The sequence below is a fragment of the Methylobacterium sp. WL116 genome (genome assembly GCF_008039455.1).
Classification (GTDB): Bacteria; Pseudomonadota; Alphaproteobacteria; order Rhizobiales; family Beijerinckiaceae; genus Methylobacterium.
The window spans coordinates 1-25008 of the sequence record NZ_VRUV01000020.1; the positions used below are offsets into that span (position 1 = coordinate 1).

Consider the following 25008-nt stretch of genomic DNA (forward strand, 5'->3'; position numbering starts at 1 on the left):
CCGCCCCATCCGCGACAAACCGGCCCGCCGCCGCCGCCGTCGCACAAGCCGCGATCCGCCCGTTGCCCTCCGCCCGTGGCCCGACTATAGAAACCTCGGCCCAGCGCCAGCGCCCTTCGTCTATCGGTTAGGACGTCAGCCTTTCACGCTGAAGAGGCGGGTTCGACTCCCGCAGGGCGCGCCAATAATATTAAGCACTTAGCGGATCTTCCGGTCTCATCTCACACAGCCGGCTCACATAACGGCTTTGGGTGAGCTGGGGCCGTCGGGCGAGCTAGCGTGTTCGTAGTGCGAAATTTTGCATTCGCAGCTTCGCATCAGGGTATCTGATGACGCCGACCGGCGCTCTGCAGCGATGTACCGCGCAACTGTGTCCTACCTCCATTAAGGGTAGGATCGAGGGGAGACCGCAGCGCGGAGAAACCTACTAAGGTGAAGAGCTAATGCCGATTGCTTTGGCAATCAAAAAAACCAAAGACTTTATTACTAAATGCAGCATAACATATTGGATGAAAAATAGGCTTGGCAATGACAATTGAAGTAGTAAATTTTACTGATACCAAGACACTATTTTCCAATTTAGAAGCCTTGGCTCTTGACCGAAGAGACGTACTTTTTAGGGGGCATAGAGATGCGTCATGGGAAGTGGCGTCAACTTTATCAAGATATACAACAATGCCCTTACGATCATACGCCCCTGATCTAGAAGACAATTTGCTCTTTTTCATGTACAAGATGAAGTCGCTTGGCCAAATACCATTTTCTAAGCTTGAGCGCCGCGCAGTCCTTGAATTCGCTCGCCACCATGGCATTCCTACCCCTGTCATAGATTTTTCTTGGTCACCATATGTGGCGGCCTATTTTGCCTTCTCAAGCATACAATGGAAACACGGAAGTCCGCCTCAGGATGCTGCGATTATATCTGTCGATATGCAAAAGTTAGGGCAAGGATGGGTGAGGACTTTTGGACTTCCTCCTTCCGAATATGACAAATTTATGCACGAAGATGATGATTTCTTCGGCCGAGGGTACCCTGCAGACGTACTCAAATTTATGTATTTTCCTGCAAGCTGGAACACTCGAATGCAGCGGCAGCAAGGATCATTCCTTTATGATGCAATTGATTACGCAGGCACGGGGGCATTCAGGTCTCTAGAAGATTTCATCAGGTCCATAGACGAGCCCACTGACGCCACTACAGGAACAAAGCTTCCTACAATGACTAAGTTTCTAGCGCCTCACAACATTGTTGGCGATGTTCTTGCTCGACTAGAGATGACAAATGTCAGCGGGTCCAACCTTCTTGATCATGAAGGCGTGGCTGTTGACGTTATGAGCGGCTACAATCACAACAGAAAGATCGGCTATACATGGGATATGATCTTTGAATAATAATTCCAAGATCGCAGCACCAAAATATTGTAATTATATTTTAGATATATAAACAACAATGGCCCTTCTGCTGTCCATTTAGCCGCGGCTGCGTCAACGATAATAATTACCTCTCGACGAACGGATGTTCAAGCGAGACACACAGGCGCTCCATCAGCCAGCAACCGCGATCGGCAACTCACCAACCTGTGTCGTATAGCGCGGCGTCCGCATCTCGAACTTCGTGCTCCACGTCCGCTTCTCCACGAGGCCGGCGCGGGCCGGGACGACGCTGCCGCGGCCGAAGCGGGCGTTGCAGGCGTCGATCGCCGCCATCAGTGGACCGGAGCGCTCGCGGTCGAGCTGATCGATCAGAGCGCGCGGGCTGGCGTCGAGCAGCATCAGGTCGGTGGTGACGATACCGGCCTTGCTGAACCGCCACGGCCGGGCGCCGGGCTCGCGCCAGGTCTTGGCCACGGCGAGGCGCGCCGCCTTGATCAGCGCCAGCGTGTCGTTCGTCGCCTCCGGCAGCGTCACGGTGGTCGAGACCGAGCGCATCGGCGCGCCGCGGTCGTGCTCGCTCGTATGGTAGAACACCGAGACGTGGTTCGTACCGAGGCCTTCGCGCCGCAGCTTCTCGCCCAGCCGCGTCGCGTGCGCCGAGACCGCCTGCTCCAGCGTGGCGCGGTCCTCGATCCGGGTCGAGAACGAGCGGGTCACCGCGCAGCCCTTGCGCTGGGCCGGTAGCGCGCCGAGCGGCAGGCAAGACAGGCCGCGCAACTCGTGGATGATGCGCTCGCCTACCACCGTCAGCGCCTTGCGCACCGGCCGCGAGTCGAGGTCGGCGAGATCGGCCACGCTGTCGACGCCCATGGCTTCGAGCTTGGCGAGTGACGCCCGGCCGATGCCCCAGACCTCAGCCGCAGGGATGCGGCAGAGCCAGTGGTCGTAGGCCTCAGGGTCGGTCAGGTCGCAAACGCCATCGAGCGGTGCGATGCGCTTGGCGATGTGGTTGGCGAGCTTGGCCAGCGTCTTCGTTGGGCCGATGCCGACGCAGGTCGGGATGCCGGTCCAGGCCCGCACCGTCGCGCGCAGGTCGCGCCCGAGTTCAAGGCGCAGATCGGGGTGCACGTCCGAGAGGTCGAGGAAGCTCTCATCGATTGAGTAGACCTCGATCATGGGGGAGAAGTCCCGGTACACCGCGTTCGCCCGGGCGCTCATGTCGCCGTAGAGGGTGTAGTTCGAGGAGAACACCCGCACACCCTTCACCCGGCACATGTCGCGGATCTTGAAGAAGGGATCGCCCATCTTGATCCCGAGCGCCTTGGCTTCCGCCGTGCGGGCGATGGCGCATCCGTCGTTGTTGGACAGCACGATCACCGGCACGCCGGAGAGCTTTGGGTCGAACACACGCTCGCACGAGCAGTAGAACGAGTTGCCGTCGATGAGCGCGATGGCCCGGCCGCCGCCGATCCGCTCGTGCCGGTGCGCTGCCGGACCGCTCACGACAGCCGCCCGCGCGCGAGGTGCCAACGGATCGAGAAGCGCAGCACGCCCCAGATCTCGACCTCGCCGAACTCGTCGACGGCAAAGGCCGGCATCTCCGGGTTGTCGAAGTCGAGCCGCGCCCGGTTGCCGACCATGCGGTAGCGCTTGCACGAGAGCTGCCCGTCGACCACTGCGACGACGACGGAGCCGTCCTCGGCCCGCAGGCTGCGATCGATGCAGGCGAGGTCACGGTCGTGGATGCCAGCGCCGCGCATGCTCTCGCCCCGGATCTGCATCAGGAAGGTCGCCGGCGGGTTCGGCACAAGCCAACGCGGCAGCTCCAACGCGCCTTCCATGAAGTCGTCAGCCGGCGAGGGGAAGCCGGCGCACAGCGCCTGCCCGATCACCGGCACGCGGACGGCGTCCGTGCTGCCGAGGATCAGCTCGTCGACCGCGTAGGGGCTCACGCGACAGTCCTGGGCAAGCCGTCGCGGACGTAGCCACGCGAGACGAGCCGATCCCGCCGCAGCGACCGGCGCTCCGCCTCGGCGAGGTCGGCAAGCGCGTCCTCGATCGCCCGGACAAGCGCAGCCCACGGGTCGCCGCACGCGATCAGCCGGTAGGCCCACGCGATCGCCTCGGCCTCGGTCGGCCGGATCTCCACAGGCGGTTCGTAGGGCTGGGGGTGCATCGTCGCTCCGAGTTGTCCAGGAACATACAAGGAACAGACAGAGAGCGGGACCGTGTTTCGACTTCGACGGCCACGCCCTGGGGAAAGGGCGGTGAAGCAATGTGGAGCGCGGGGTAGAACGCCAATGCCGACGCCGCTTTACCGCTTCCATTGCACCAATGGCCTGAGCCTCGTGGCGGATCTCAGGGGCAAGCGCCTGCCGTCGGACGCGCTGATGCGCTTCCACGCCGAGCGGATCGCCCTCGATCTCATGCGTAGTGACGATCGGGCCGATTGGTCGGCGTGGCACGTCGAGGTCTACGACGCGAAGGGACGATCCATCTTGAGGATGGCGTTTACAACCGCCCGGGATAGAGACTCCCGGTAGCGAAGCTATGAAGCCGCTGCTACCGTCGGACAACTTGTCCCGGAGCACCCTGCCGTTGCGCTCGCTCAGCCTCGTCCTACCGATCGTTCTCAGCCTTGCCGTCCCAGCCATTTCGCAGACGCCGGCCCCGTCCGCGGCGCAGGCCGCACAACGCGATCGGATGAAGAGTTGCAATGCCGACGCGGGCTCTCAGAAGCTCGCCGGCAGCGCGCGCGAGGGCTTCATGTCCGACTGCCTCGCCGGCAAAGCCGCAGCCCCGGCGAAGGACCTGACGCCGCAGCAAGCGAAGATGAAGAGCTGCAACGTCGATGCCTCGGCCAAGAGCCTGAAGGGCGCCGAGCGCAAGAGCTTCATGACCACCTGCCTAAAGGGATGACTACGAGAGACATAACCAGATTAATATATTTTATGAGAGTTGAATTATGACCTCCGAAGTTTGCGTGATGAATAGACAAGCGCTCGTACTAGCAGCAGACAGCGCAGTAACTGTGTCAAAATGGAACGAAAACGGTAAAAAAGAAGAAAGATATTTTAAAGGGGCAAATAAGGTTTTTCAATTATCAAATTATAATCCGGTCGGTATGATGATTTTCGACACAGCGGATTTGCATCGGTTTCCTTGGGAAATTATAGCGAAAGAATATCGCAAACAACTTAAAGATACAAAATGCGGATCATTAGAGTCATACGCCCAAAACTTTTTTTCACACATAGAACAGAATGTTGATATATTTCCGGCGGTAGATAGGGCGGCTATTTTTGTTGAGACCGTTGATAGGGCGATGGTTAGGAACATAGCTATTGCAAATGAAGATCCAACTGTAATTGCAGCAGCTGGAAATCCTGCCGCGGAAGATGCCGCCAGAAACGCGGCTTTAGACAATGTCAGAACCGTGTTTGCGGCGCTGCCTGTCGTAGCGCACATATCTCAGCCGGAAATCGACGCGCTCGTCACCTTGCATCAAGCCGCCCTAGATAAAGAGGCAGCCGAAAACATCAAAATGTTTGCGCCTGGCTCAACATATTCTCTGGCCAACTTGATCGAAATTGGCGTTGGAGCGGTGTTCAAAGTAGAAGATGCCTATTTATCAGAAACAGGTATAGTGATCGCTGGGTATGGCGATGACGACCATTTTCCTGAATATATCGAATATAGTTGCCTTGGATTATTTGGTAATAAATTGCTCACAAAGAAAATCGGAGAACATAAAATATCTCGGCGAAGCACTGGATTTATTAACGCATTTGCCACTAAATCTATGGTTGATACATTTTATCTTGGCTTCAGCCCTGACGTTTTCTATGCCGTGAGCCATAAACTTCGTGAAGCTCTGCAAAGTCAATCCGCGGCGTTAATAGCCGCCGTTGGCGGTAATGCCTCCGCCATCCCTGGCGCCACGATTGATCAGATCGTGCAGGCGCACACTGATGCTTGGACGAGACACATTTTTGAACGGCATGCCGCACCATTCCGGTCAGTAGTTGGCTCTCTACCAATCGATGAACTTTGTAATTTAGCGGAAACGCTGGTGATGCTTGAATCGCTTAAAGAAAAAGTTACTAAGCCTTCGGAATCGGTCGGAGGGCCCATCGACGTTGCGGTAATTACTAAGTCAGAAGGCTTCCTATGGATCAAGCGAAAGCATTTCTTTGACGCTGGGCTTAATCCTCGCTATACTCATCGCCAACATTTATCATAAAGTTACTGGAGGGACCGATGAACGGATTTGCCGAGGCTGAACGTAGAAAACTAATCGACCATCTTATAAAGTCAGAGAAAATACTTGATTTTGAGCCTAATATAGAGAATTCACGAAAATCTCCAGCTGACGAAAAGGCAAAAGAAGCTGACTATAAGAAATTATTTCGCGAATTTAAGGATTCTGATGATGAGATCGGAAAATTATCTACTCGGCATCGATAATCGTGAATGTATCAGCTATTAATTTTAGTTATTAGCCCACACGCGGATTAACTGTGAGATCGGTATCGTCCAGAGTAGCGAGCCTCTCACTACAGCCGCGCGCGGCCGTAACGTGGTGTCCAAGCCGTTCGCCGACGTACTGAATGTCCGGTCGGTGTGCCAAGGGTGACGATGGACGATCACCGGTAGCGCTGCTGGCCCTTCGTCGCACACATCGGCTTGGCATGAATTACGCTCGATGCGAGCAGTTGCCGCGTGACTACGATAGGAGAGGTCACGAATGTCGAACCCAGCCAAGGGTCAGTCCGGCGACGGTCAGAACCACAGCTCGATGAGCGCGAAAGATCAGAAGGCGGCCGAGGTCCAGGAGGCCGGGAGCGCCAAAGCGGGCGCTGACCACCCCGAGGTTCTGGAAGGCGGGAAGGCCGAGGCGCCGACCGAGGGCAAGGGACAGCCGAAGTCGGCGGCGTCGAATGCGGCGGAAGGTGCCACGAGCGACGGCGCCACCAGCTCGGCGACGGTCGGGAAGGCTGAGAAGGAGGCTGCGGCCGCGGCAGGCGCCGGCAAGGAGCAGCACGGCCGCGGGCACCGCAAGGCGGTGTAGACGGTTCGGCCCCGCCGCGATCTGCTCACGCGGCGGGGGAACCCCGGATCTCACCAGCTGCGCCGATACGCAGTACATGGCCCGAGTGCAGGATGGCGGCGCTTGGTTAGGGTCTCATCACCGCAGCGGGTGCTCCAGTGTGCCGGAACGGGGCGCTGAGCGGCCCTTAGGCTGTCTCGGCGACCTTCTTCCAGCCGCGCGCCTTCGGAGCTGTCTTGGAGGCTTCCACGGGCGCCTCTGCGGCCTTACGCGGCCGACCGCGGGTCTTGGGCGCCTCGGAGATCGTCTCGTCGGATGCAGCGGCCTTAGGAGCCGCCTTGAACTTCTGGCCGAGGCCGAGCGAGCGCGCCAGCTCGGAGCGCTGGGCGGAGTAGCTCGCCGCCGTCGAAGGGTAGTCAACCGGCAGGCCGTAGCGTGCCCGATAGCTCTCCATCGTTAGGCCGCTCTTGGTCAAATGGCGCTTCAACGTCTTGTAGCGCTTGCCGTCAACGAAGCTGATGAGGGCATCCGGCGTGATCGACTTTTTGACCTGCGCGGCAGTCGCCTTCTCGGGGGCGGCAGGCTCGGCCGCCGCTTCCTTGCCGAGGCCGGTCAGGGCAGCATGTACGCTGGCGATCACGTTCGGCAGCTCTGACACTGGCACGTTGTTGTTCGAGATGTAGGCCGAGACGAGGTCAGCAGAGAGTTCGATGAAATCCGGCGAAGAAGCGTCGATTTGGCCTTCCAAGGCTGCCCCCTTTTGCATCAGAGGATGTATCGATCCACATTCAAAAGGCGTTCGTCAAGGTAGATCAGCTGGGAATACGCTACCGGATGCTGGCACATATGGGAGACAAAAAGGCTCCCATCTTTCAGTCGACGTGCGGGTCAAACAGCCTGCGCAGCAGACCTGATGCCGGCCAACGGCCACATTGCGCCGCCGGGCCTCGGCCCCTATCCCCGCCGGCCCACCACCGGCGAGACCCATGGCATCACCAGCACCGATTCGACCCGTGCCCTCCGACGCCTAGGCTTGGCGTCACGCTCTGGAGGCCATGAAGGCGACAACAGCGCCTCGCCCGGGAATGGCGGGCAGACGAGGATGAGATCGGGTTTGATTCCGCGCTAAAGCGGATTGCGCGGCCGAAGGCGCCTAACGAAATCTAACAGGGCTGATAGGTCGGACCGCCGTTGCAAGACCGCGTGCGGTCAGGATCAAGATTGAACGCAGTCGTTCGGCTTGAGCCCGTACCGGTGTCAATCCGTGAGACGCACCCCGACGCGGCGCAGGCGAGGATGAGGATTACGATCAGACTCTTGCGCATCATGCCCCCGCCGCTCTGACAAGCACGGCGTCGCATCGGAATAGGATGCAATTGTGCCGCCGAACCTCCATCGGAGGCCATATGCGTCAACGGTATACTCGCCAAAGAAAAAGTCCTCCGCGACCCGAGCCGGGTGGGCTGAAGATGGAGGCCGGTGCCACGCGTTCGAACCAATGCGCTCGACCATCCGTTTCTGGCCGTTGGCAAAGGATCGAAAAATATGAAGACGCTATGTGCCGTGTTGGCTGTGAGCCTGACGACCATCGGTTCGGTGGCACCTGCTTTCGCCCAGCCCTACGGCGGCCGGGATTACGGCTACGACCGTCGTGATGACGGCTACCGGGGTCGCGATCGCGGGTACGGAGACCGGGAGTACGGTGGTCGCGATGATCGCCGTCGCGACGACGATCGACGGGGGTACGGCTCTGAAGATCGCGGCCGCGGCGGTGTCGCGTCGTTCGATGAGCGAGAATACCTGCGTTGCAACCCGGACGTAGTCCGTGCCGTGCAGAGCGGGAAGATGAAGTCCGGAGCTGCCCACTATCAGGTGTTCGGGCGGCGCGAAGGCCGGAAGCTGAGTTGCTGATCAAGCGATCAGCGACAAGAAAGCCCGCCGCGGCTGAGGCCGGGCGGGCTGAGGTTGCCTTGGGAACATACGATAGACGCTTCGGGAATGGCGTTTCATCCCTACGATTGGGATTCGCGCGAATCTGGCCGTGCTCACGTCGCTCCGACGGCGTCTCGGATCGCCGCGCCACCAAGCCACGTCATCGCTGCGTCCAGCGATGGGAATCGGTGTTCGATCCCACTGAAGGGGAGCGGCATGGGAATCGGTGTTCGATCCCACTGAAGGGGAGCGGCATTTGCTCCACCGGCACGTCGTCGAGTAGCTCGGCACGCCACCCTTTGACCTGACCGCCGGGCGTGACGTCGCGCACCACATCGCCCACGATCACCCCGTCGAGGGCCAGATCGTAGCTGCCGGCGGCGAGCTGGTGCAGCGTGTACGTCATCGGTGGCTCATGGCTCCGGGTGTCTGAAGCGCTTGGCGAAGCATGGCATTGGTGAAGACGGGCTCAACGCCGCGCTCGACGATGTCGGCGATCATGTTGCCGCTGTTCGGGTGCACGAACATGTCGGCTAGGCTCCCGGTGGCGCGGCCAAGGGCGGCTTGCCGCGCCTTGCCGCCGACGTTCGAGAGCAGGGATCGGCATCGCGTTCGCAACGCCGTCACCTCCTCGCCCAAGGTGCTCTGCTCCGACAGGGCGTCCTGCATGACGAGGTCGACCGCGGTGTTCGACCCGGCGGGCAGGCGGCGCCCGGTGGCCCGCAGGGTGTCGAGCAGCGTGTTCACGGGCTGCGGCTCGTTCGGACTGGTTTATAGCTGGCCTTGGTCCGATGCCTCGCCCGCAAAACCTATCTTCACTTTTTTGGTCTGAACGCCATCAGTGTCGCCGCCTTATCAGCAGCTCCCGACCCTTCTCGGTCCCTCGGAATGTCTGCTTGCCGACAACTAAATTAGCCGTGAACGGGCAAGCTTGCCCGTTTGCCGACTTGAAGCTTTCGGCGTCAAGGCTGGCCCAAGCGGAGGTTCCGGAATCGCACATTCCAGAGTAAAACGGTATTAATTGAGCGACGTATTCCCCAAGACCGTCGTGACAATTGACTTTTCAACTTCAGCCAAACTCAAGGAAAAAACTTGAAAAAATTGGTTCGACGTTCGTCAAGAGATGGATGGTTAGCCACTTTAATTTAGGCGGCAGCTACCGAGTTGTACGCGAGCCGCCTTCCGATCGTGCGATCCAATGCGCGGCGCAACTCAACTACGATTTCACTCGCTATCTCCGTGGGAGTTAGGCCGAGGATCTTCAGCATCTCGAGGCGCACTCTTGCCACGTAAGTCAGGAACGACCTGCTGCGCCCCGAAGGCCGCACGACAGCTTCGATTGCGTCGAGCGTCCAAAGAGCAGTCGTCCAGCTCTCAAGGAAATCGACTGGCATCTCCGTGTATTCTCGAGAGATCATGACGCGTGTTACCGGGGGCTTCTTCCCGCAGAAGAACGCCGCGAGCACGCGCAAAGCCATCCTTGGCCAGCCCGTCTCATCGGAAGTGGGCTCAAGCCCTTTCGGCAATTCGGTGTGCCGGGCCTTATATAGCAGCAGCATCAACCAGAACCTCAATCGGAGCACGTCGCTCGGACCGAGAGGCTCCTCGCCTGCCGTGACGTTCGCCACATAGCTCCGGACCATTTTCTCGAACAATCTCGCGTCGACGGCGGCGTTTCTCGTATTGGCCTCCTCATCGTCAGGTTCCTCAGCAACCGCCAGCTCGATGTCCGAAGTCGCTGCGTCGAGTTCTCCGTCTTCGTCCTCATCCCCCATTTCCAGCCAGTCGCCATCATCTGGATCGGCCTCCGCGCCCTCGGAACCTCGACCCACCAGCATGTTCAGGAAGCTCCGGATGCTGTCCGAATGCGTGCCGGTCAGCGCGCTTTCGTGGCGCCCTAGATCCCTCGCGTCCGGAGACCGCATCTCCATGAACTCGTCATAGGTGAGGTGCTGTGCGACCTGCTCCTCCTGCTCCGGCGCCAACTTCGGCGCACGAGGCAGACTGACGGGTATGTGGGGACGGTCAGCTAGATCGGCCCTCGCGAGATCATCAAAGGCACCGTGCATCCAGAGGTCAAATTCCTCTCCGGAATCGAACGCTTCGACCGCTTTCGCCACGGCGCCCGTGGGGACCTCGCGTCTACGGCGCCGCAAGAGATGGCGATGAGTCACGTGCGCCGGGGCTGAGACGAAGTTTTCCGAGACGACGACGATAAAGCTGGTCCGCCCAGGTTGATCTATCTCAACGCGCAACGACTGTCGGGCCGCGGCATCGATGGGCCCAAACGAGATCGTCCCGATTTCCCTTCCAGCTGCGTCGAGTAGCCTAAGCGTGCCGCTTTTCGGAACGCGTGGCGCTGGAGACCAGATCAGCAAAGCTTGCTCGATTTCGAACGATCCTGCCCACGTCGCCTCGATCTCATTCAGTGGTATAGGCGCGGGGGCTTCTCGTGGCTCAACCTTGTCAGGCTCGATCGGATCCTGCTCGAGACAGGTGTCGAGGCCGAGCGCCTTCAGGGCGGCGTTGCGTGGCAGCCTCCGATAGATGCATGCCTCCGCATTCACACCCGCCACTTCACCACGCCCCAAGGCGGCCTGTGTGCAATTGGCGCTTCCGACTAGTACGTGGTCGTGATCCGAGGTTGAGGCGATCACAATTTTGGCGTGTGCGAACCGGCCCTGTAGCGTCTTCGGAAGCTTGCGAATATTTAGGCCGGAGGCAGCTGGCGCCCTGATCGGAAATGCATGCTGCTCCGGATCGACGAATATCGACATAGCCTCAGGTTCGAGTGCCGTACGAAGGGCCTGGAGAGCTGCGAGTTCCTTGTCCCAATACGGGCTGGCAACGACAAGCTGCTCCACGGCCTCGCCAACCACGAAGTCGATGAAGCGGCGTGAGATAGCAACGTCGGAGGCATTGGATAGGAAGGAGATTGCCGAACCGTCCTCAAGCACCTGCACAGGATCCGGTTCCGGGCCCAACAACCACTTAGCTCTGTCCGCCGCCCAGGTCATGGCGTCACGGGCCGCACCCGCATCGGTGGAGACGAGCCCATTGAGGTATCGCCAAGCGGCGCGGACGACCTCCCGCTCCGGTCCTGGTTCGTCACCGCACTCCAACTCGATCACCGTCTCCGCATTGCCAGCCAGACCTGCCGCCGTGATATTCGCCGATCCGACGAACAGGCGACCGGCGCGGCGTCCGATCTGGAGAATAATTTTGGGATGGAAGACGCCCGCGCCGATACGCGGAGAATAAAGTTCGTAATCCCGGCCGAGTTGGACCGGCATCTGCGATCCATCGGAGAGTGACATCGACGCCATCCGGCGATCGGCGATGACGAGCAAGTTCGTCGCACCGCTCGTCATCAGCTGCGGAAGCATCACTTCCTCCAGCGCAGCGAACTCAATGGCGAAGGTGGTCGATATCGCCGTGTGAAAGGGACGCGAACCGGCGCCACGCCGCGCCATCCGATCGGGGTATTTCATGCGTTAGCTCCGAGGACGGCGCGTCCATGCGCGGTGGGGCCGTCCTCGTTGACCAGCCAAATGTCTTCTAGAAAGGTGGTCGCCGGATTTAGCCGCGGCGTCGTCGCCACCGGAGCGTATCCGCTGCGCCGAACGAGTCGGCCGTCCCGCACCTCGAACAGAAACGTGTAGTCGCCCTGCCGACGGAGCTTCTGCATCGCGACCCAGGAATGCCGCCTGACGATCCGCTCCACCACGTACGAGGCGATCAGCTCGCAGACTTCCCCGTCCTCCCTGCGCGAGAACCAGGTCAGCTCGGTGATGACTGACCGCCCGCTGCCGTGCCCCTTCAACTCGAGACGGGTCGCGTCACGAAGGTTAGAGCACTTCCGCATCCGCTGATCGAGCGCGGCAATGAGGCCGACCGTATCCCATGCTTTCTGCTCGGCGGTGCCATGGCGACTGGTGAGCGTCGACGATGCGGCGCGGTAATCGTACGCCTCGTGAGCGATTGCCCCACGAAATTCCGACCAGGTCGCCACGTCGCCGTTACGCGAGTTCTGCAAGCGATCGCCGATTTCCGACTCAATCTCTCGCAAGGTCCGACCGGCATCCGCCTCGCCCATGAGATCCGTTGCCCACTCCAGAAGGGACGCCGCCGCGATCTGCATTAGATCCTGACAGTGATAAGCCTCCCAGCGGACACGCTGACGCTCCAACGCTTCGTCGCCCAGGGTTGCTGTACCGAAGAGATGCCATCTGATCTCATCCGGGCTCGGGCGGGAACCCAGCTCCTGCGCCGTGAGGAGTATGAGCTTTAGCGAAGCGGATCGGCTCGCATCCGCTTCGGATACATTCTCGGGCGAGAACAAGAGGCGCTCGTATGCTCCGCGCTCTGTGGAGAGTTCGGGAATTTCCGACGGAATGATCGGATAGAGCAGATCGAGCTGCTTCGGGGTGACCTGCGCCGTCCTTATCGTTTCCAACAGCACCTTTTCGACTCTCGGACCGATCGCGTCCCGGAAAGCAGTCGCTACCGATCTCCCGGTTCCGTTGGTCGCCCGTTGGATGCCGTGCTTCCCCTGTCGGAAAAGCCCGAGTTCGACCATCTGCGAGTAGTAGGCGCCACCGAACACACCGAGCGATTGGCGCAGATACCGAGTTACGCGGATATCGTTGGATGCGGCCTCCGCGAAGTCGACGACAAGCTCCTCTTGGGCCAGTCTGCGGTTGGCCCAGTCGACGCCACCAACTCCTCCCTCGCCGGTGGCTCTCGCCGACACCAAAGCATAGAGCGCCTCGGATCGCCGGACCCATGAGCGCCAAGCGGCGAAATCGTCGGTCGCGCCGGCGTGGGCGTAGGAGTCGCTCACCCAGCAGTAGTAGCCATAGTAGCGCATCCTTAGGGTAACATTGCTGATCCCCGGCAGAAGCGACTGGTAGAGAGTCACCCCGGCGTTCTGCATTCCTAGGGGATCGAGCCCCCGCTTCTCAGCGCGCTCAGTCCATTCCGGCTGCGCAATCACGCTATTCGATCTCCGCACTCGGACGACGCAACATCCTAGCAGGCTCGTCGGAAGGACCAAGGGCGTCCAGCAAGCTCTCGTCCCGCAAACGAGCGATATGTTCAGTATTCTATCACGACGGTAAAATTTGAGCTATTTTCTAGACACTTTTGTCAAGCTCGCCTGATATGAAATGAGAAAAAATATCTATTAGTGGGGTCAAAAAGTTCCAGGCCGCCGCAAATTTCTATGGCCTGATTCTGCAGCGTTTCGGCGCAAGCTCGGAGTACCCCGGGAGGTGGGTGCCGGCCCTCTCCGGTGCCGGGTGCCCGGTAGACGTAGCTCGGCGCCAACTTGTGCGATGGGCGTCCCATCCGCTTGGTACTCCACGGTTCACAGCGCATCCACCTCCGCGATGTCATCGCGGATCGGGGTAACGTCGACCGTGGCTGCATTGTGCTCAGGCGGCTCGGTCGAGGATCCGAGACACTTGCACAGCGGTCCAGGTGCCGCCGCGCGCCGTCTTCACGTTCCGGTCGTTCAGCTCGCTCGCCACGGTCCGCATCGAGGCGCCCTTGGCCTGCATCTCCCGGATGACCGGGAGAACATTCGCAGCGAACTCGTCAGCCTTGGTGCTGAGGACCTGGCGGCCTTTAGCGGACGCCTCGTCGAGGTTGGTCCGGTTGCCGAGCACGCCGGTGCCCTTCATCGGTGCCAGGGCCGCCCGGGTGCGGGCCGAGATCAGCGCGCGCTCCTTCTCGGCCAGGGCGGCATAGATGTGGAGCATGAAGGGATCGGCATCGGCGCCGAGCTCAGCGACGATGAAGGGCACCCGCTGCGCCATCAGGCCGGCGATGAAGGCCACGTCGCGGGACAAGCGATCGAGCTTCGCGACCACAACGGGGCACTTCAGTTTCTTCGCCCGGGCGAGAGCATTAGCGAGCTGCGGCCGACGCTCCAGGGCATCCTCGCCCTTGCCCGAAGCCACGTCGGTGAACTCCTCGACGATCTCGAACCAGTGGGCCGTGGCGAAGGCGGCTAGGGCTGCCCGCTGCGCATCGAGGCCAAGGCCCGACTTGCCCTGCCGATCCGTCGAGACGCGGACGTAGGCCACCACCGGCTTGGTCAGGGGCAATTCGAGGTGGTTCGTGCCGGTCATGGAGTCTCGATCTCGTCTATAACAATATTATACGTCCGTTTGAGGTTGTCATGCAATCGGTTTTTCCATCATCGCAGCTCGACGATAGGGAGGCGGTCGGGGTCTCTCAGCTTTCCTCGCGCGAGGGTGGGGCCGGACTGACGCACCGAAACACGAAAGGCGCGCCGGTGGAGCGCGCCTTCGGTCTTTGGTGACGGGGCCGCGACAATCTCAGTGCCGGTCACCCTCGGCTTCGTCAGCTTCGGCAAGCAAAGCTTCAAACGCAGCCAGCTTCCGCTCTCCAGTCTCGTAGCGCTCCCGCAGTTCGGCTGCCGACAGCTCGTGCAGTTCCTTCTCGGGGCCTGGCGGTTCCTTTTTCAAACGCCCGGTCGCTTCGAAGATGGTCCGCCCGGCGGCGGCTCGAGCTTGCGCTGGCGCGGTTGCATCTTTGCAGGTGCTGATCAGCGCTTCGGTCGCGGCTCTTAAGCCCTCGGTGCGGAGCAGGTAGTCAATCTCGTTATCGACTTCGGCGACAGTATCGCGATTTGCGCGGGGCATGGTGCTCTCCTGATGGGTAGAGATGATCAATCGTTCTCGAATTCCTCGGCGCAGAGCCGTAGAATCGATTCGTGGGCATCGCGATCTTGCCGCGCCCGGGCGCGTGCGGTCGTGCTCGTGGCCCGGTGAGCTGCCTTCCAAGCTTCGTAGGCGGCGAGCTCTTCCGGTGTTCTAGTCAGCTGTTTCTTATTTCGACGTCGCTCTCGCCGAGCGATATCGAGCGACTTACGGTTCAGCTTGTTCGCGTCCTTGCTCGGGCTCCACTGGATCTTGTGCCATTCCTGACCCTTCGGTGTTCGTCCGCCATGATGTCTGCATCGGCCGTTCTTGAGCGCGTATCCGCGACAGGGCTCGCCGGTCGATCTCTTGGTCGCACCGCATCGCGGAGCAGCTTTGAATACGGCCCAAGCTTTCTCCAGGCCGAGTTGCTGGTTTTGACGGAACGCAACGCTCTGCTGATACCGCCTCCGGGCGGGCGTCTCTTCCTTCATGGTTCACTTTGCCTTTCCTGAACTATCGTCATCGCACTCGACGAGCTGCGCGATTGCTGTGCGGAACCGTTCGGGGCCGACGCGACGCTCCACAACTTCGATTTCCGCTCGATCAAGGCCGACCGCAGCGGCACGCTTCATCGCCTCGGGAAGGCCCATGAGAGGGCGCACCTGGGGTAAGGGGAGCTCCGCGGCGGCTGCGACATCAGCCAGCGTGAAGACGCGATCGGCTGGCGTCCTGCTGGTGCTCGGAGATGCGATCGGTGGAGCAGGCGTCCTGCGCGGCGGCCATAAGGCGTCGGGGCGCTGCATCAGAAGCAGCGGAGCGCCGGACGCCGTCGCGTAGGCGTGCAACGTAACCGGCCAGCGATGCCATCGGATCGAGAGCACGTCCATCGCAACCGGCAAAAAGGCCGGCGCTACGGTAAGCACGCGATGATCCGTGCCGAGAATCGTCTCGACCGCTGACGGCACGCGCTTCAGCATCCGTTCGGGATGCACCCGCTCCGGCGCGGCTTTGACGTCGACTAGCCACGCGGGCGCAGAGACCCGTTCGCAGAACACGAGCTCTCCGAATGCGACCGCCAGGGCAGCGCGCGGGATGCGGTGCGTTTGTATGTCAACAAGAGCGATGCCGGATTTCCGGCAATCTCGGCGCTGATAGCGATAGCAGCGGAAGGTTTTGAACGCTTCCGGAGGGAGTTCGCCGCCGTTGCCGCGAAAGTGTGACCGGTCCATATAATATATATAATTAGGACCGGTCACACTTTCGCGGCGCTCGGGTCCAGTGCCCGTGACGAGCCGCGCCAGAATGCCCGACTGCCCCGATCGCGAGAGGCGCTTCCGAACGTTGTCGGCTTTTTGAGCCGCTTCGCCGACTTCGTCTCCAAGAACGCTACCGGCGTCGGCAGCGTTGTTCGGGACAATCCCTCGTGCTGCAAGCAATGCGACGAGATCGATATCGTCGAGCACATCCGACTGCGTCAGCGCCTCGTCGACAGCAAGTGTCGTCGGCTGCGCCGTGAGGACATAGGAAAGGAGCGGAGATGCATCCGAGCGCCGGACGCCGCGGGCGCGGCCTTCGGCTTGCTCGACTTCGGTAAGCACCTGCCTGCGGAATGCGTCCGCGAGCGGATCGGGATGAGCAAGCGTCTGAACCCGCCGACCCGTGCCGTCGCGCATGGTGATCGCAGCCGGTACATCGCGTTTGTATGTCTCCGTCGAATAGGTTCCGAGCTTGCCCGAGCCGACCGCAGCCATGATCGCAACGTCCCGCGGCGGCGGCAGCGGCCGTCCGATGACGATGATCGCCGCGACGGCAGACCACCCGTCGAAGCCGCGAAGGGCGTTGAAGTGCCCGACGACGACGTTCGGCGGCGCGCTCGCGCTAAGTTTCTGAGCCAACCCTTTGTATGTCACGACGGCGATGTCCGGGCCGCCACCGGCGCCGCGACCGCGATGCCGGAAGGCCTGGATCTCGATGAAGCGGCGCAGGCTGCGCAGCTTCACTGCGCGTTCGCCGGCTCGCTCTTCGTTCGCCCCGAGCCAACTGGTCTTCCCGTTCTGGCGATCGACGATCTGGACCCGGTGCACGGCTGTCTCACGCGCCTGCGCGTTCGTCAGGATCGCAAGGTCGGGCAGCCATAGGCGGCTCACCTCGGCCTCCGGCGTCGCATCAAGGCAGATCACCGGGCCGGCGATCCACCCATCATGGAAGGGCTCGCGCCACCGCAATCGGAGATGTCGCTCCCCGGCCTCATTCTGTGTGACCTCCAGGGTCCAGGGGGCCACGTCCTCGCCGCTGTCCAGGAAATCAGCCAGCAGGGTCCATGCACGGGCGAGCATCGCCACCGGTGCGACGCCGAGCGCGACCTGATCGATCGCCGCGATAGCGTCCTGTTCGGGCAGATCCCTATGGATCGGGAGCGCACTCTTCGCCAACCAGATTTGACCGGCACAGGTTCGGGCCCGCCAAGCGCTCAAACCTGCCTCGACCAGCGCGGCACGCTTCAAGAGCCCTGCCTGGTCCTTGAGCGCTCGCTCGAGCATCGCGGCCGTCGACCGGTAGAGCAGCGTGTACATGCTATCGGGGCCGCCGAGGATGCGGGGCCGCACCAATTCGGGCAGCGTAATCCGCGCCGGCGACGTCAGACCACCGAATGACGAAAGCCACGGAGCCTCGTCGATGACCAGCATGTCGAAAGAAGGCAGTTCCGGTGGCGGAGCGCTCGTCAGCATCGCATGCGGCACGATCCAGACCGCGATGCGCGCATCCGCCTGACTGCGGTAGGCGCAGGCATCCTCCGCGCCGATTCCGGGTCGAGCAGGATGATGACGGCACCATCCGCGTTTCGAACCACCGCAGACGTCACGGATGCCGCCGCCGGCCTGCTGTACGCGTGCGACCAGGGCTGCCATGCGGCACATGGCAACGTCGTGCTGATCCGAAGCGATAAAGTTTGCGCCGCGCCAGACCTTCGCGACGACCCTGCCCGCGGCGGCGTTCAAACGGTCGCGAATGTCGTCGGCGGTCTTGTGGGTGGGTGCCCCGAAGGCGATGCGCGTCTTGGGGCGATCTCCGATCAGCGATACGATTTCGCGGATCACGGCCTCGGTCTTGCCGAGACCGACGCCGGCGCAGATCGCGACACGGGCAGGGCCGTCGAACAGCGCGGCCGCGCCACGGCCGCACGCCCCGACCTTGTGTCGGTCGCTGCCGTCGGCAGCTTCGGTGTCGCGATGCACCGCGAAGAAGCTACGTGTGCGCAGAAAGGCCGTGCGAGCCGCGGCACCGAGCTCATGCTGCGCTTCGGCGAGCGTCCATGTCGGCAGTGGATGGGACGCATGACACGCCGCGCCGACCGAACTTAGCCGCCGCTCGCTCTCCAGCTGCCGATCACGAATCCAATCCCCCACGCGTGGAAGCGCTGCGATGCGTTCCTCGACGTCGGCACGGCGGACCGGATCGGCGGGACAGACCGCCCATGCTACGGACGACAGATCCTCGATCGCTGGCATGGGATCGGTCTCGGCGCCATGCATCGCGATCCACGCGGCAAGTGCAGCCCGCAACGGCAGATGGAAGCCGTCCGCGTCGTCGCCGATCCTGCTGCGATGGTAGGCGTAGCCGCTGCCTTCGTAGGTCCGATCTGTCGGCGTAGCGCAGGCGTGACCGGTTCGTTCGATAGACGCAGTGAATCGAGCCGTGATCGGCACTGGCGTCTGCACGGCGTCGAGGCGTCCGCGAAGGATGCCGGTCCGCTGAAGAACCGGATCGACGACACCGGCAGAGAGCATTGGTTTGGCGACGTAGATCGGCTGGACATGGCCGTAGATACTGCCGTCAACCGGACAGACCTGCGGCCAGCTTTTCCGCGGCTTCCCCGGAATGGGCTGTCGTTCGCAAAGCCACAGCTTCAGGTCCGCGCCGCTGATCGCGACGTCGTGCCAGAAGGCCAGGCGCATCCGCAGACCGGCCTTGAAGCCCTGGCTGCCGGTGAAGCTCCACCAGCATGTTGCCTCGTGAAACTGCGGGGGCAGCAGCGACCGTAGGAAATCTGCGGCTGCCGCCGGCTCCGCGCGCCAATCGAGCCAGTCGGGGCAGTCGACCGCGTCAAAGTCGTGCATCGACCAGCGATGCGGTACGTCCTCGAACAGAACGCCGAGGCGGGCTGTCCGCCGGATGTCGCAGCCAGGTCCAGGCCGCCCACGGATCACGCATGAGAACGGATCGGAGGACGTCCCATCCAGCACCAGCGCAAGATCCCCGACGCATGAGACCGGGTGTTCGACGACGGCGAAATGTTTGGCCCTGTCGTACCCGGCGCCAATCAGAACGCCGCTTGGATTGATGCTCCATCGCTTCGCCAGGACGAGCCCGAAGCTGCGCAACTGCGTGATACTATCCACCTGCTGGTTCCTCAGCAGCGGCCAGCCGGTTGCGACGTCCCGAGCCACACCCCGGGAAGCGTGGTGACGGAGACGAAGAAGCGGCCACTAGTGATGCCGGTCGAGCGGGTGTCCCCCACGATGGCAATGATGGGCACACCGTCAGTCATGCCGACCAGGTGGTCGAACGTGCGGTCGTCGAGGACGTGGGCAGCCAGCGAGCAAAAATTGTCGTGCCGGATCTCCGGCGTCTCTTTTGGCGCTAAAGCATGCGGCGTCGGACGACAGACGTGCCCTCGGCTGAGCGCCCGCGCGACGGTGTTCGCCTTCGCGATTCTGGGGCTTGGGCCGTTGGCGGCCGCTCGATGGTTGGCGATGTCAGAGATGCTGAGATGCGCGCCGGAATAGCCACGCCAAGGATGAGCGTCCGCAAAGACGATGAGGGCCTCGCCCTCGGTGACGTTGTCGGCAAGCGTGCCGCCGATCCATAGCGGCGCTTTCGGCTTCGCTTCAGGGTTCAGGAACAGCGCGTCGCAACAAAAGGCGACGCTATGAAGAGCGGCGCTGACGGACAGCAGTTCCTTCGGCGTGAGCTGGCACGCGATGGAGTCGGCGACGAAGCGGCCGCCGGTCGCGAGATACTCGTGCTGCAGAAGCGGACGGAGTGAGACCTGCATTACGCAACCGCCGCGGCGCGGGCGAGGAACGCGCCAGCATCAATCCGGTGGATGACCGTACGGCCGCCGATCCGAGTACGCGCGAGCGAACCCTTCTTGAGCAGTCGCCACACGGACGCGCGGGAAATGCGGAAGTAAGCGGCCAACTCGTCAGCCGGAAAGGCGGCCGGTGCTACAAGCGCAGACTGTTCGGGAGCGAAGAGGACGCCAAGCGTCTGACCGTATTCCATGTCGGAACCCCGCGATCAGCGCAGCGACAGGCGGGCGACTTCGGCCCGCTTCGCCCGAGCAGCAGCCCCACGTTGAGAGGCTGTCCACGGCTCTGCGCGGCTGATGAAAGAGATCAGGCTTACCGTATCGACGAGGGTACGGCCTGCGAGCCTCACGAACGTAAGCAGCCCGTCCTTCTCGGCTTTGTAGAGAGCCGCTTCGGATACCTGAGCAATTTCGCTGGCAATCGCGAGTTGCTGATGAGGGCGGTCCTGCCAGCGCATCTGAATGGTCGATGTCGAAGCGCCCTTACCCCGAAGTCGCTGAGCGCTGGGCCGACGACGAGAACGCGCAGCGGAGCTACTGCCGTGTGCCTTTTCGATTTGCATGATAATCTCCCGTAGCAATGTGCTGGGAGAGATAGGTGAGACGCCTTCTACCAAAAAGCCGAGATAATTAGACCGGCCTAAGTCATTGTAAAATATTATCTTATTCGGGAATGTCGGCGATGCGTCGAGGAAGCGAAATTTTAACCAGCGATCGAGCTTTCCTAGACTCAGTCTGAGCTCTGACAGAAGTTAATTTGCGTTTAACACCCTCGGCCTTCATGGCGTGATTGCCCTTTGCTGCCTGCATTTGAACTGCAAGTTCTTCAGCATAGCCGGGGCGATTTTCACCATCGATAGATCTAATTATCCAAAGCGTTTCCTCGCTCGTGGTTGCGACCGGCCGCCCTTTTGATTTCTTGATATACTCATATATTGGTTTAGGAGGCCCAAATACGGCAATATAGACTCCATCGACAAGCCTGGAACGCGGCGGTGCTTGCCCCACAAGGCGCCGCGTCAGTTTGGGGCTAGGATCTTTTACAATAAGGTCAACTTGCGTCTTCGACGGGCGCCCCATGATCCGCCCGGATTTAGTCATCTTCGTGCGCGCAGGTTGCCGGTTGATCATGCCGCCACCTCGGCGACCGGGCACAGCCGTGTCGGCTCGGCGGGCGCCAGAGGAACCAAGGTCGGGCGAACGAGATCCTCCGTCGCATCGACGATGTATGCCGAGTAGTGGGCCTCGATCATTCCGACGCTTGTATCGTGCAGCGCCGCGACGAGACGGACTGGGAGCCGTGCGCAGAGCCCGCGGACGATCGAGCTATGGCGAAAAGCGTACATGACGACGTCGGCGGGCAGGCCAGCGTACGCGCGTGCCTTGGCCCAATGATCGCGGGCAGTCGACGATTCCGTCCAAGGGCCGCGGTCGGTCTTGACCCATTCGCGAGGCCCAACCTGCTTCTTCGTCCAGCGCAGAAGCAGGGGTTCATGTCCCAGGCGTCCGACCAGGGCGGGCTGCAACCCGGCGATGATGTCGGCGCCCACTGGCACGGCGATCGGAACCGGCGTCTTTCCTGCCCGTCCTTTCCTAGCCGGCGGGACCATGATCCGCATACGCTCGACCTGGACGTCGGCAACCCTGATGCGTGCGACCTGAGAGAACCGTGCGCCAGTTGCCGCAAGGCACAGAATCATGCGGCCGAAATCGCCGGTCTCGTCGACGTGGAAGGCGCCGGCCACCAGCCGTCGAATGTCTGCGTCGGCCAAGATCTGTTTCCGAGCGTTCGCCTCGCTTGGAACGGACTTCGTGCCGACCTTGATCTCGGTTGGCAGGTTTGGCGGCAGCGCGCGGCGGTGCTGATCGGCAGCGTGGTTGAGAGCGGCGCGCGTGACGGTCAAAATCCAATTGACCGACCGGCCGGAGAGGTTGGGTGCGAGCCGCTTGCGCCAAGCGATAATCTTTTCCGACGTGAGCTTCGCCAACGGTGTCTCGGCGAATGCGACATCGGATAGCACGTGCTTCTTGAGCAAGCCGGCCATGTAGTTCCGCGGCGTCTTCTTCCGTGCCGCGTAGGCATCGACATAGGCATCGAGCGCAGTGGCGACCGTAATGGGCGTCGACGGTTGCGCAGAGGCGTCGTCGACCCCCTCAATCTTTCTAAGCTCGCCGCGCGCCCACTCCATCGCTGTCGTAACAGCCGCCGGGTAGGGGAGGGCGTCAGCGGAGGCCCCTGCATCATCTGCCTGCGCAAGCCTCGCCTCTCGGCGTTGGCCGTCGAGAACGAGTTTCGCGGTCCAAGTCCCTGGCCCGCGCTGCGGTTTACGATAGCCGAGCGATACGCCTTTCCGCGCACCGGCGATCCCCTGCCAGTATGGGTTCTTCGCAGCCGGCAGACGGGCGCGCTTCGCTGGACTGTCGACGTTCGATGCCTGCGCCATTGCCCGTCTCACACTCAGCTCACACAAAGGTATGAGCTAGGTATGATAGACGTGAGGTGAAAAGGCTAGTCATAAGAGGGGAATGCACTTCTCAGGTTTATCACCGACCTAAGGACATTCGCCTTTCACGCTGAAGAGGCGGGTTCGACTCCCGCAGGGCGCGCCATAAGGCCATGTTGGCCCCGCCAAATCCTTGTTCGTCAACGTCTGCACGCACTTCGGCCCTCTTGCACGCGGGTCGATCGCATAACATCGTGCATAACATGGCGACAGACGACGTGCCCGTTTCCAACCATCTCACCCTTCGCGACGGGGTCTTCCAGTATGTCCGGCGCGTCCCTGAGGACCTACGTGACGCCTTCCCTTTCGCGCGCGTCCAAAGGTCCCTTCGCACCCGCGATAAGCGGGTGGCGCGGGCAGATGCGCTCGCCCTTGACGAGGTATGGGATGCCCGCTTCGCCGAGGCTCGCAGGCGCAAGGGACTGAGCCCTAGCCCCGATGGTCCCGCCGCACTCGTCGCCGAGGGGTGGACCTGGCCGGACTGGCAGGCGCTGGCCTCATGGTTCGGAGCGAGCCTGGCCGAGGAGGACTGGCGGGCACGTCTCAGTTCGATGCCTGGAGCGGCGTTCACGGCGGAGCGAGACCTCTCGCGACTGCCCTGGCGAGACCCTGCGGTCGTAAAGGAACACATTGCGCGCGGACGGGCTCTGCGTGAGGGCACGGTGACCGATTATGCTGAGGAACGGTTGCCGTTCGTCCAGGGCTACGTCCGCCGTCTCGGCGTGAGCCTTACTCGCACAGACCCGAACCTCGAACGGTTCATGGCCGCCTGCCTGACGGCGGAACTCAACTACCTGGATGTATTCCAGATGCGCGAGGCTCGCCGGGGCGGCCTCGACCATCTCCACCCCGACGCGGTCGATGGACCCTGGAAACGCGTAGTGGCCCGTCAAGGATCTCATCCCGAGCCCCAGGCGATGCCGATTGCTGTCGATTCGGAAATTGGTCGGTCGCTCGCAGACTGCCGGGCCAAATGGGTCGAGAACCGGAGGAAGGCGAAGAAGCAGGCCCGCCCGGATTACCTGCGCGAAATGGACCAGACCATCGCGGCCTTCGAGACGCATTCGGGCGTCCGCGACATCGGCCTCGTCCGGCGCCGGCACCTGCTCGCCTATCGCGACCATCTCGGCACAGCCACTACCTACAAGACCGCCACGATCAACAAGAAGGTCGGCTTCATTTCCGGCCTGATGGCCACCGCCGCGAATGCGGGATGGATCGAGGCGGGCCTCGGGCCCGACCTGTACTTGGAGGTGCCGGAGGACGAGGATCGGCGTGAGCCCTACGGGGATGCCGAACTGGCCACGATCTTCGCCCATCCCGTCTTCACGCAGGGCAGGCGGCTCACCGCCGTCAAGGCTTGTGGCGAGTTGCAGTTCTGGCTGCCCCTCATTGCCTGCCTGCACGGCATGATCTCCTCCGAGATCCTACAGGTCGGACCCGACACTGTCGGCCCTCATCCTGACCATCCCGAGATCCTTTGCTTCAACGTCACCAACGCGGGCGACCGGGCAGTGAAGACCCTCGCGCGGCGACGGTGGGTGCCGGTCCGGCGGGAGCTTATCGACTTGGGCTTGCTGACCCTCGTCGCAGAAGCGCGGCTGGAGGGGCGGAAGTCGCTGTGGAGCGCGATGGAGGCGCAGGCCAGCGACGTCACGCGGGTCTCGGGCTATTTCTCGTCGTTCTGGGCGACGTTCAGCCGTGGCGAGCTCCGCCTGACTACCGAGGGAACGAGCCTCTACTCGTTCCGACACGGGTTCCAGGATCGTTTGGCGTCGGCCGGTTACGGCGAGGAGGTCAAGAAGGGGCTGATGGGCCACGCTGAGAGCGGGATGACGGGGCGCTACGGCACCAAGAAGAAGCCGCGGGCCGTCAACGTCGCCGAATTGAACGAGGCCATCCAGCGCCTTCCCTGGCCCTTCCTGGGCGGCGTTCGGGCACCGAGCCCCTCGGCTGACGTGAGGAGTGTGGACCAACTGGTGGAGCACGCCGCTTGAGCCTAGCTGATTGCAGCGTGGCCGTGGATAGGGCAGTCATGGCGTCGCTTTCGGGCATACGCCGTTGCCACGATGTCCAAACCGGCCATTCCTCGGCAGCCTTGTAAACAGCCTCAACGGTCTGCCGAAGGCAATGCTACCCTTCGGCTTCCCTGGGAAGCCCGGACTCCCAGCCAAATTCCATTTTCGAGAGCAAGCCGAGGTTTAGGCCGTGCCCGGAAGGATCCAGTCCTGCTAATGTGGACCGGCGGAATGGGCCGGTGTGTAGGGCGGTGACAAAACCATCCACTGGAGCGTCGGCGGGGTGCTGATGCGGCCGGGGTAAAAGCCGGCCAGTGGAGAGGCTTCTCTTTCGGGAGGGGCCCAGGATGTTTGCCGTGGAAGTCTA

At 61.8% G+C, this 25008-nt stretch carries 25 protein-coding genes and 1 tRNA gene; 9 read left to right on the plus strand and 17 right to left on the minus strand.

All coding sequences use genetic code 11. From position 1 onward, the window contains the following. Window positions 1-109: 109 nt before the first annotated feature. Window positions 110-184: transfer RNA gene (locus tag FV223_RS03690), tRNA-Glu, on the plus strand. A 344-nt stretch (window positions 185-528) separates the two neighbouring features. After that, window positions 529-1392 carry an FRG domain-containing protein gene (locus tag FV223_RS03695; RefSeq protein WP_187276051.1) on the plus strand — a complete coding sequence of 288 codons (864 nt, stop codon included), beginning with the start codon at window positions 529-531 and terminating at the stop codon, window positions 1390-1392. Between the two features lie 153 nt (window positions 1393-1545). Here FV223_RS03695 and FV223_RS03700 read toward each other — a convergent pair whose 3' ends face one another. Genes FV223_RS03700 through FV223_RS03710 form a run of 3 tightly spaced genes read right to left on the minus strand, consistent with a single transcriptional unit; the run spans window position 1546 to window position 3550 of the window. After that, window positions 1546-2877 carry a Y-family DNA polymerase gene (locus tag FV223_RS03700; protein ID WP_147725528.1) on the minus strand — a complete coding sequence of 444 codons (1332 nt, stop codon included), beginning with the start codon at window positions 2875-2877 and terminating at the stop codon, window positions 1546-1548. Then, window positions 2874-3326: a S24 family peptidase gene (locus FV223_RS03705; RefSeq protein ID WP_147725529.1), complete on the minus strand. Its 453-nt coding sequence runs from the start codon at window positions 3324-3326 to the stop codon at window positions 2874-2876. Before FV223_RS03705 ends, FV223_RS03700 begins: the two co-directional genes overlap by 4 nt. Next, window positions 3323-3550 carry a hypothetical protein gene (locus tag FV223_RS03710; RefSeq protein WP_147725530.1) on the minus strand — a complete coding sequence of 76 codons (228 nt, stop codon included), beginning with the start codon at window positions 3548-3550 and terminating at the stop codon, window positions 3323-3325. Before FV223_RS03710 ends, FV223_RS03705 begins: the two co-directional genes overlap by 4 nt. 124 nt (window positions 3551-3674) lie before the next feature. On the opposite strand from FV223_RS03710, the gene FV223_RS03715 reads away from it, so the two are divergent. From FV223_RS03715 to FV223_RS03735, 5 genes are all read left to right on the plus strand, one after another. Further along, window positions 3675-3917, plus strand: a complete 243-nt coding sequence (locus tag FV223_RS03715) for a hypothetical protein (protein ID WP_147725531.1) — start codon at window positions 3675-3677, stop codon at window positions 3915-3917. 7 nt (window positions 3918-3924) lie between these two features. After that, window positions 3925-4293 carry a PsiF family protein gene (locus tag FV223_RS32365; protein WP_147725532.1) on the plus strand — a complete coding sequence of 123 codons (369 nt, stop codon included), beginning with the start codon at window positions 3925-3927 and terminating at the stop codon, window positions 4291-4293. A 46-nt stretch (window positions 4294-4339) separates the two neighbouring features. Then, a complete protein-coding gene (locus FV223_RS03725) occupies window positions 4340-5617 on the plus strand; it encodes a hypothetical protein (protein WP_147725533.1) in 1278 nt (425 codons plus the stop codon). 17 nt (window positions 5618-5634) lie between these two features. After that, window positions 5635-5841, plus strand: a complete 207-nt coding sequence (locus tag FV223_RS03730) for a hypothetical protein (RefSeq protein ID WP_147725534.1) — start codon at window positions 5635-5637, stop codon at window positions 5839-5841. Window positions 5842-6172: 331 nt separating this feature from the next. Continuing rightward, a complete protein-coding gene (locus FV223_RS03735; RefSeq protein WP_246689596.1) occupies window positions 6173-6445 on the plus strand; it encodes a hypothetical protein in 273 nt (90 codons plus the stop codon). 166 nt (window positions 6446-6611) lie between these two features. On the opposite strand, the gene FV223_RS03740 is transcribed toward FV223_RS03735, so the two are convergent. Then, window positions 6612-7190 (minus strand): MucR family transcriptional regulator, encoded by a 579-nt coding sequence (locus FV223_RS03740; RefSeq protein ID WP_147725536.1) that lies wholly within the window; start codon window positions 7188-7190, stop codon window positions 6612-6614. A gap of 779 nt (window positions 7191-7969) precedes the next feature. Here FV223_RS03740 and FV223_RS03745 point away from each other — a divergent pair. Then, window positions 7970-8335: a hypothetical protein gene (locus tag FV223_RS03745; protein WP_147725551.1), complete on the plus strand. Its 366-nt coding sequence runs from the start codon at window positions 7970-7972 to the stop codon at window positions 8333-8335. 181 nt (window positions 8336-8516) lie between these two features. Here the strand turns inward: FV223_RS03745 and FV223_RS03750 are convergent, their stop codons facing one another. The 13 genes from FV223_RS03750 to FV223_RS03810 all read right to left on the minus strand — a co-directional run bounded on the left by FV223_RS03750 (window position 8517) and on the right by FV223_RS03810 (window position 22563). Continuing rightward, entirely contained in the window at window positions 8517-8762 is a 246-nt protein-coding gene (locus FV223_RS03750) for a hypothetical protein (RefSeq protein WP_147725537.1), read from the minus strand. After that, a complete protein-coding gene (locus FV223_RS03755; RefSeq protein ID WP_147725538.1) occupies window positions 8759-9103 on the minus strand; it encodes a hypothetical protein in 345 nt (114 codons plus the stop codon). Before FV223_RS03755 ends, FV223_RS03750 begins: the two co-directional genes overlap by 4 nt. 398 nt (window positions 9104-9501) lie before the next feature. Then, window positions 9502-11847: a hypothetical protein gene (locus FV223_RS03760; protein ID WP_147725539.1), complete on the minus strand. Its 2346-nt coding sequence runs from the start codon at window positions 11845-11847 to the stop codon at window positions 9502-9504. Then, entirely contained in the window at window positions 11844-13352 is a 1509-nt protein-coding gene (locus FV223_RS03765) for a hypothetical protein (protein WP_147725540.1), read from the minus strand. The genes FV223_RS03760 and FV223_RS03765 overlap by 4 nt, the downstream gene beginning before the upstream one ends. A gap of 439 nt (window positions 13353-13791) precedes the next feature. Continuing rightward, complete coding sequence (locus tag FV223_RS03770; protein WP_147725541.1) at window positions 13792-14490, minus strand: recombinase family protein; 699 nt, start codon at window positions 14488-14490, stop codon at window positions 13792-13794. 210 nt (window positions 14491-14700) lie between these two features. Then, on the minus strand, window positions 14701-15057 hold the full coding sequence (locus tag FV223_RS03775) for a hypothetical protein (protein WP_147725542.1): 357 nt from the start codon (window positions 15055-15057) through the stop codon (window positions 14701-14703). Further along, on the minus strand, window positions 15054-15518 hold the full coding sequence (locus FV223_RS03780; protein ID WP_147725543.1) for a hypothetical protein: 465 nt from the start codon (window positions 15516-15518) through the stop codon (window positions 15054-15056). The genes FV223_RS03775 and FV223_RS03780 overlap by 4 nt, the downstream gene beginning before the upstream one ends. Window positions 15519-15521: 3 nt before the next feature. Then, on the minus strand, window positions 15522-19427 hold the full coding sequence (locus FV223_RS03785; RefSeq protein ID WP_147725544.1) for a hypothetical protein: 3906 nt from the start codon (window positions 19425-19427) through the stop codon (window positions 15522-15524). An 11-nt stretch (window positions 19428-19438) separates the two neighbouring features. Further along, window positions 19439-20083 carry a hypothetical protein gene (locus FV223_RS03790; RefSeq protein WP_147725545.1) on the minus strand — a complete coding sequence of 215 codons (645 nt, stop codon included), beginning with the start codon at window positions 20081-20083 and terminating at the stop codon, window positions 19439-19441. Further along, window positions 20083-20313 carry a helix-turn-helix domain-containing protein gene (locus FV223_RS03795; protein WP_147725546.1) on the minus strand — a complete coding sequence of 77 codons (231 nt, stop codon included), beginning with the start codon at window positions 20311-20313 and terminating at the stop codon, window positions 20083-20085. Before FV223_RS03795 ends, FV223_RS03790 begins: the two co-directional genes overlap by 1 nt. Window positions 20314-20328: 15 nt before the next feature. Continuing rightward, window positions 20329-20682: a hypothetical protein gene (locus FV223_RS03800; protein WP_147725547.1), complete on the minus strand. Its 354-nt coding sequence runs from the start codon at window positions 20680-20682 to the stop codon at window positions 20329-20331. 100 nt (window positions 20683-20782) lie between these two features. Beyond that, window positions 20783-21250, minus strand: coding sequence for a hypothetical protein (locus FV223_RS03805; RefSeq protein WP_147725548.1), 468 nt, complete (start codon window positions 21248-21250; stop codon window positions 20783-20785). Next, a complete protein-coding gene (locus tag FV223_RS03810) occupies window positions 21247-22563 on the minus strand; it encodes a tyrosine-type recombinase/integrase (protein WP_147725549.1) in 1317 nt (438 codons plus the stop codon). Before FV223_RS03810 ends, FV223_RS03805 begins: the two co-directional genes overlap by 4 nt. A 263-nt stretch (window positions 22564-22826) precedes the next feature. On the opposite strand from FV223_RS03810, the gene FV223_RS03815 reads away from it, so the two are divergent. Beyond that, the gene (locus FV223_RS03815) at window positions 22827-24620 is read left to right on the plus strand and encodes a DUF6538 domain-containing protein (protein ID WP_348644778.1); all 1794 of its coding nucleotides are present in this window, start codon (window positions 22827-22829) and stop codon (window positions 24618-24620) included. Window positions 24621-25008: the final 388 nt, after the last annotated feature.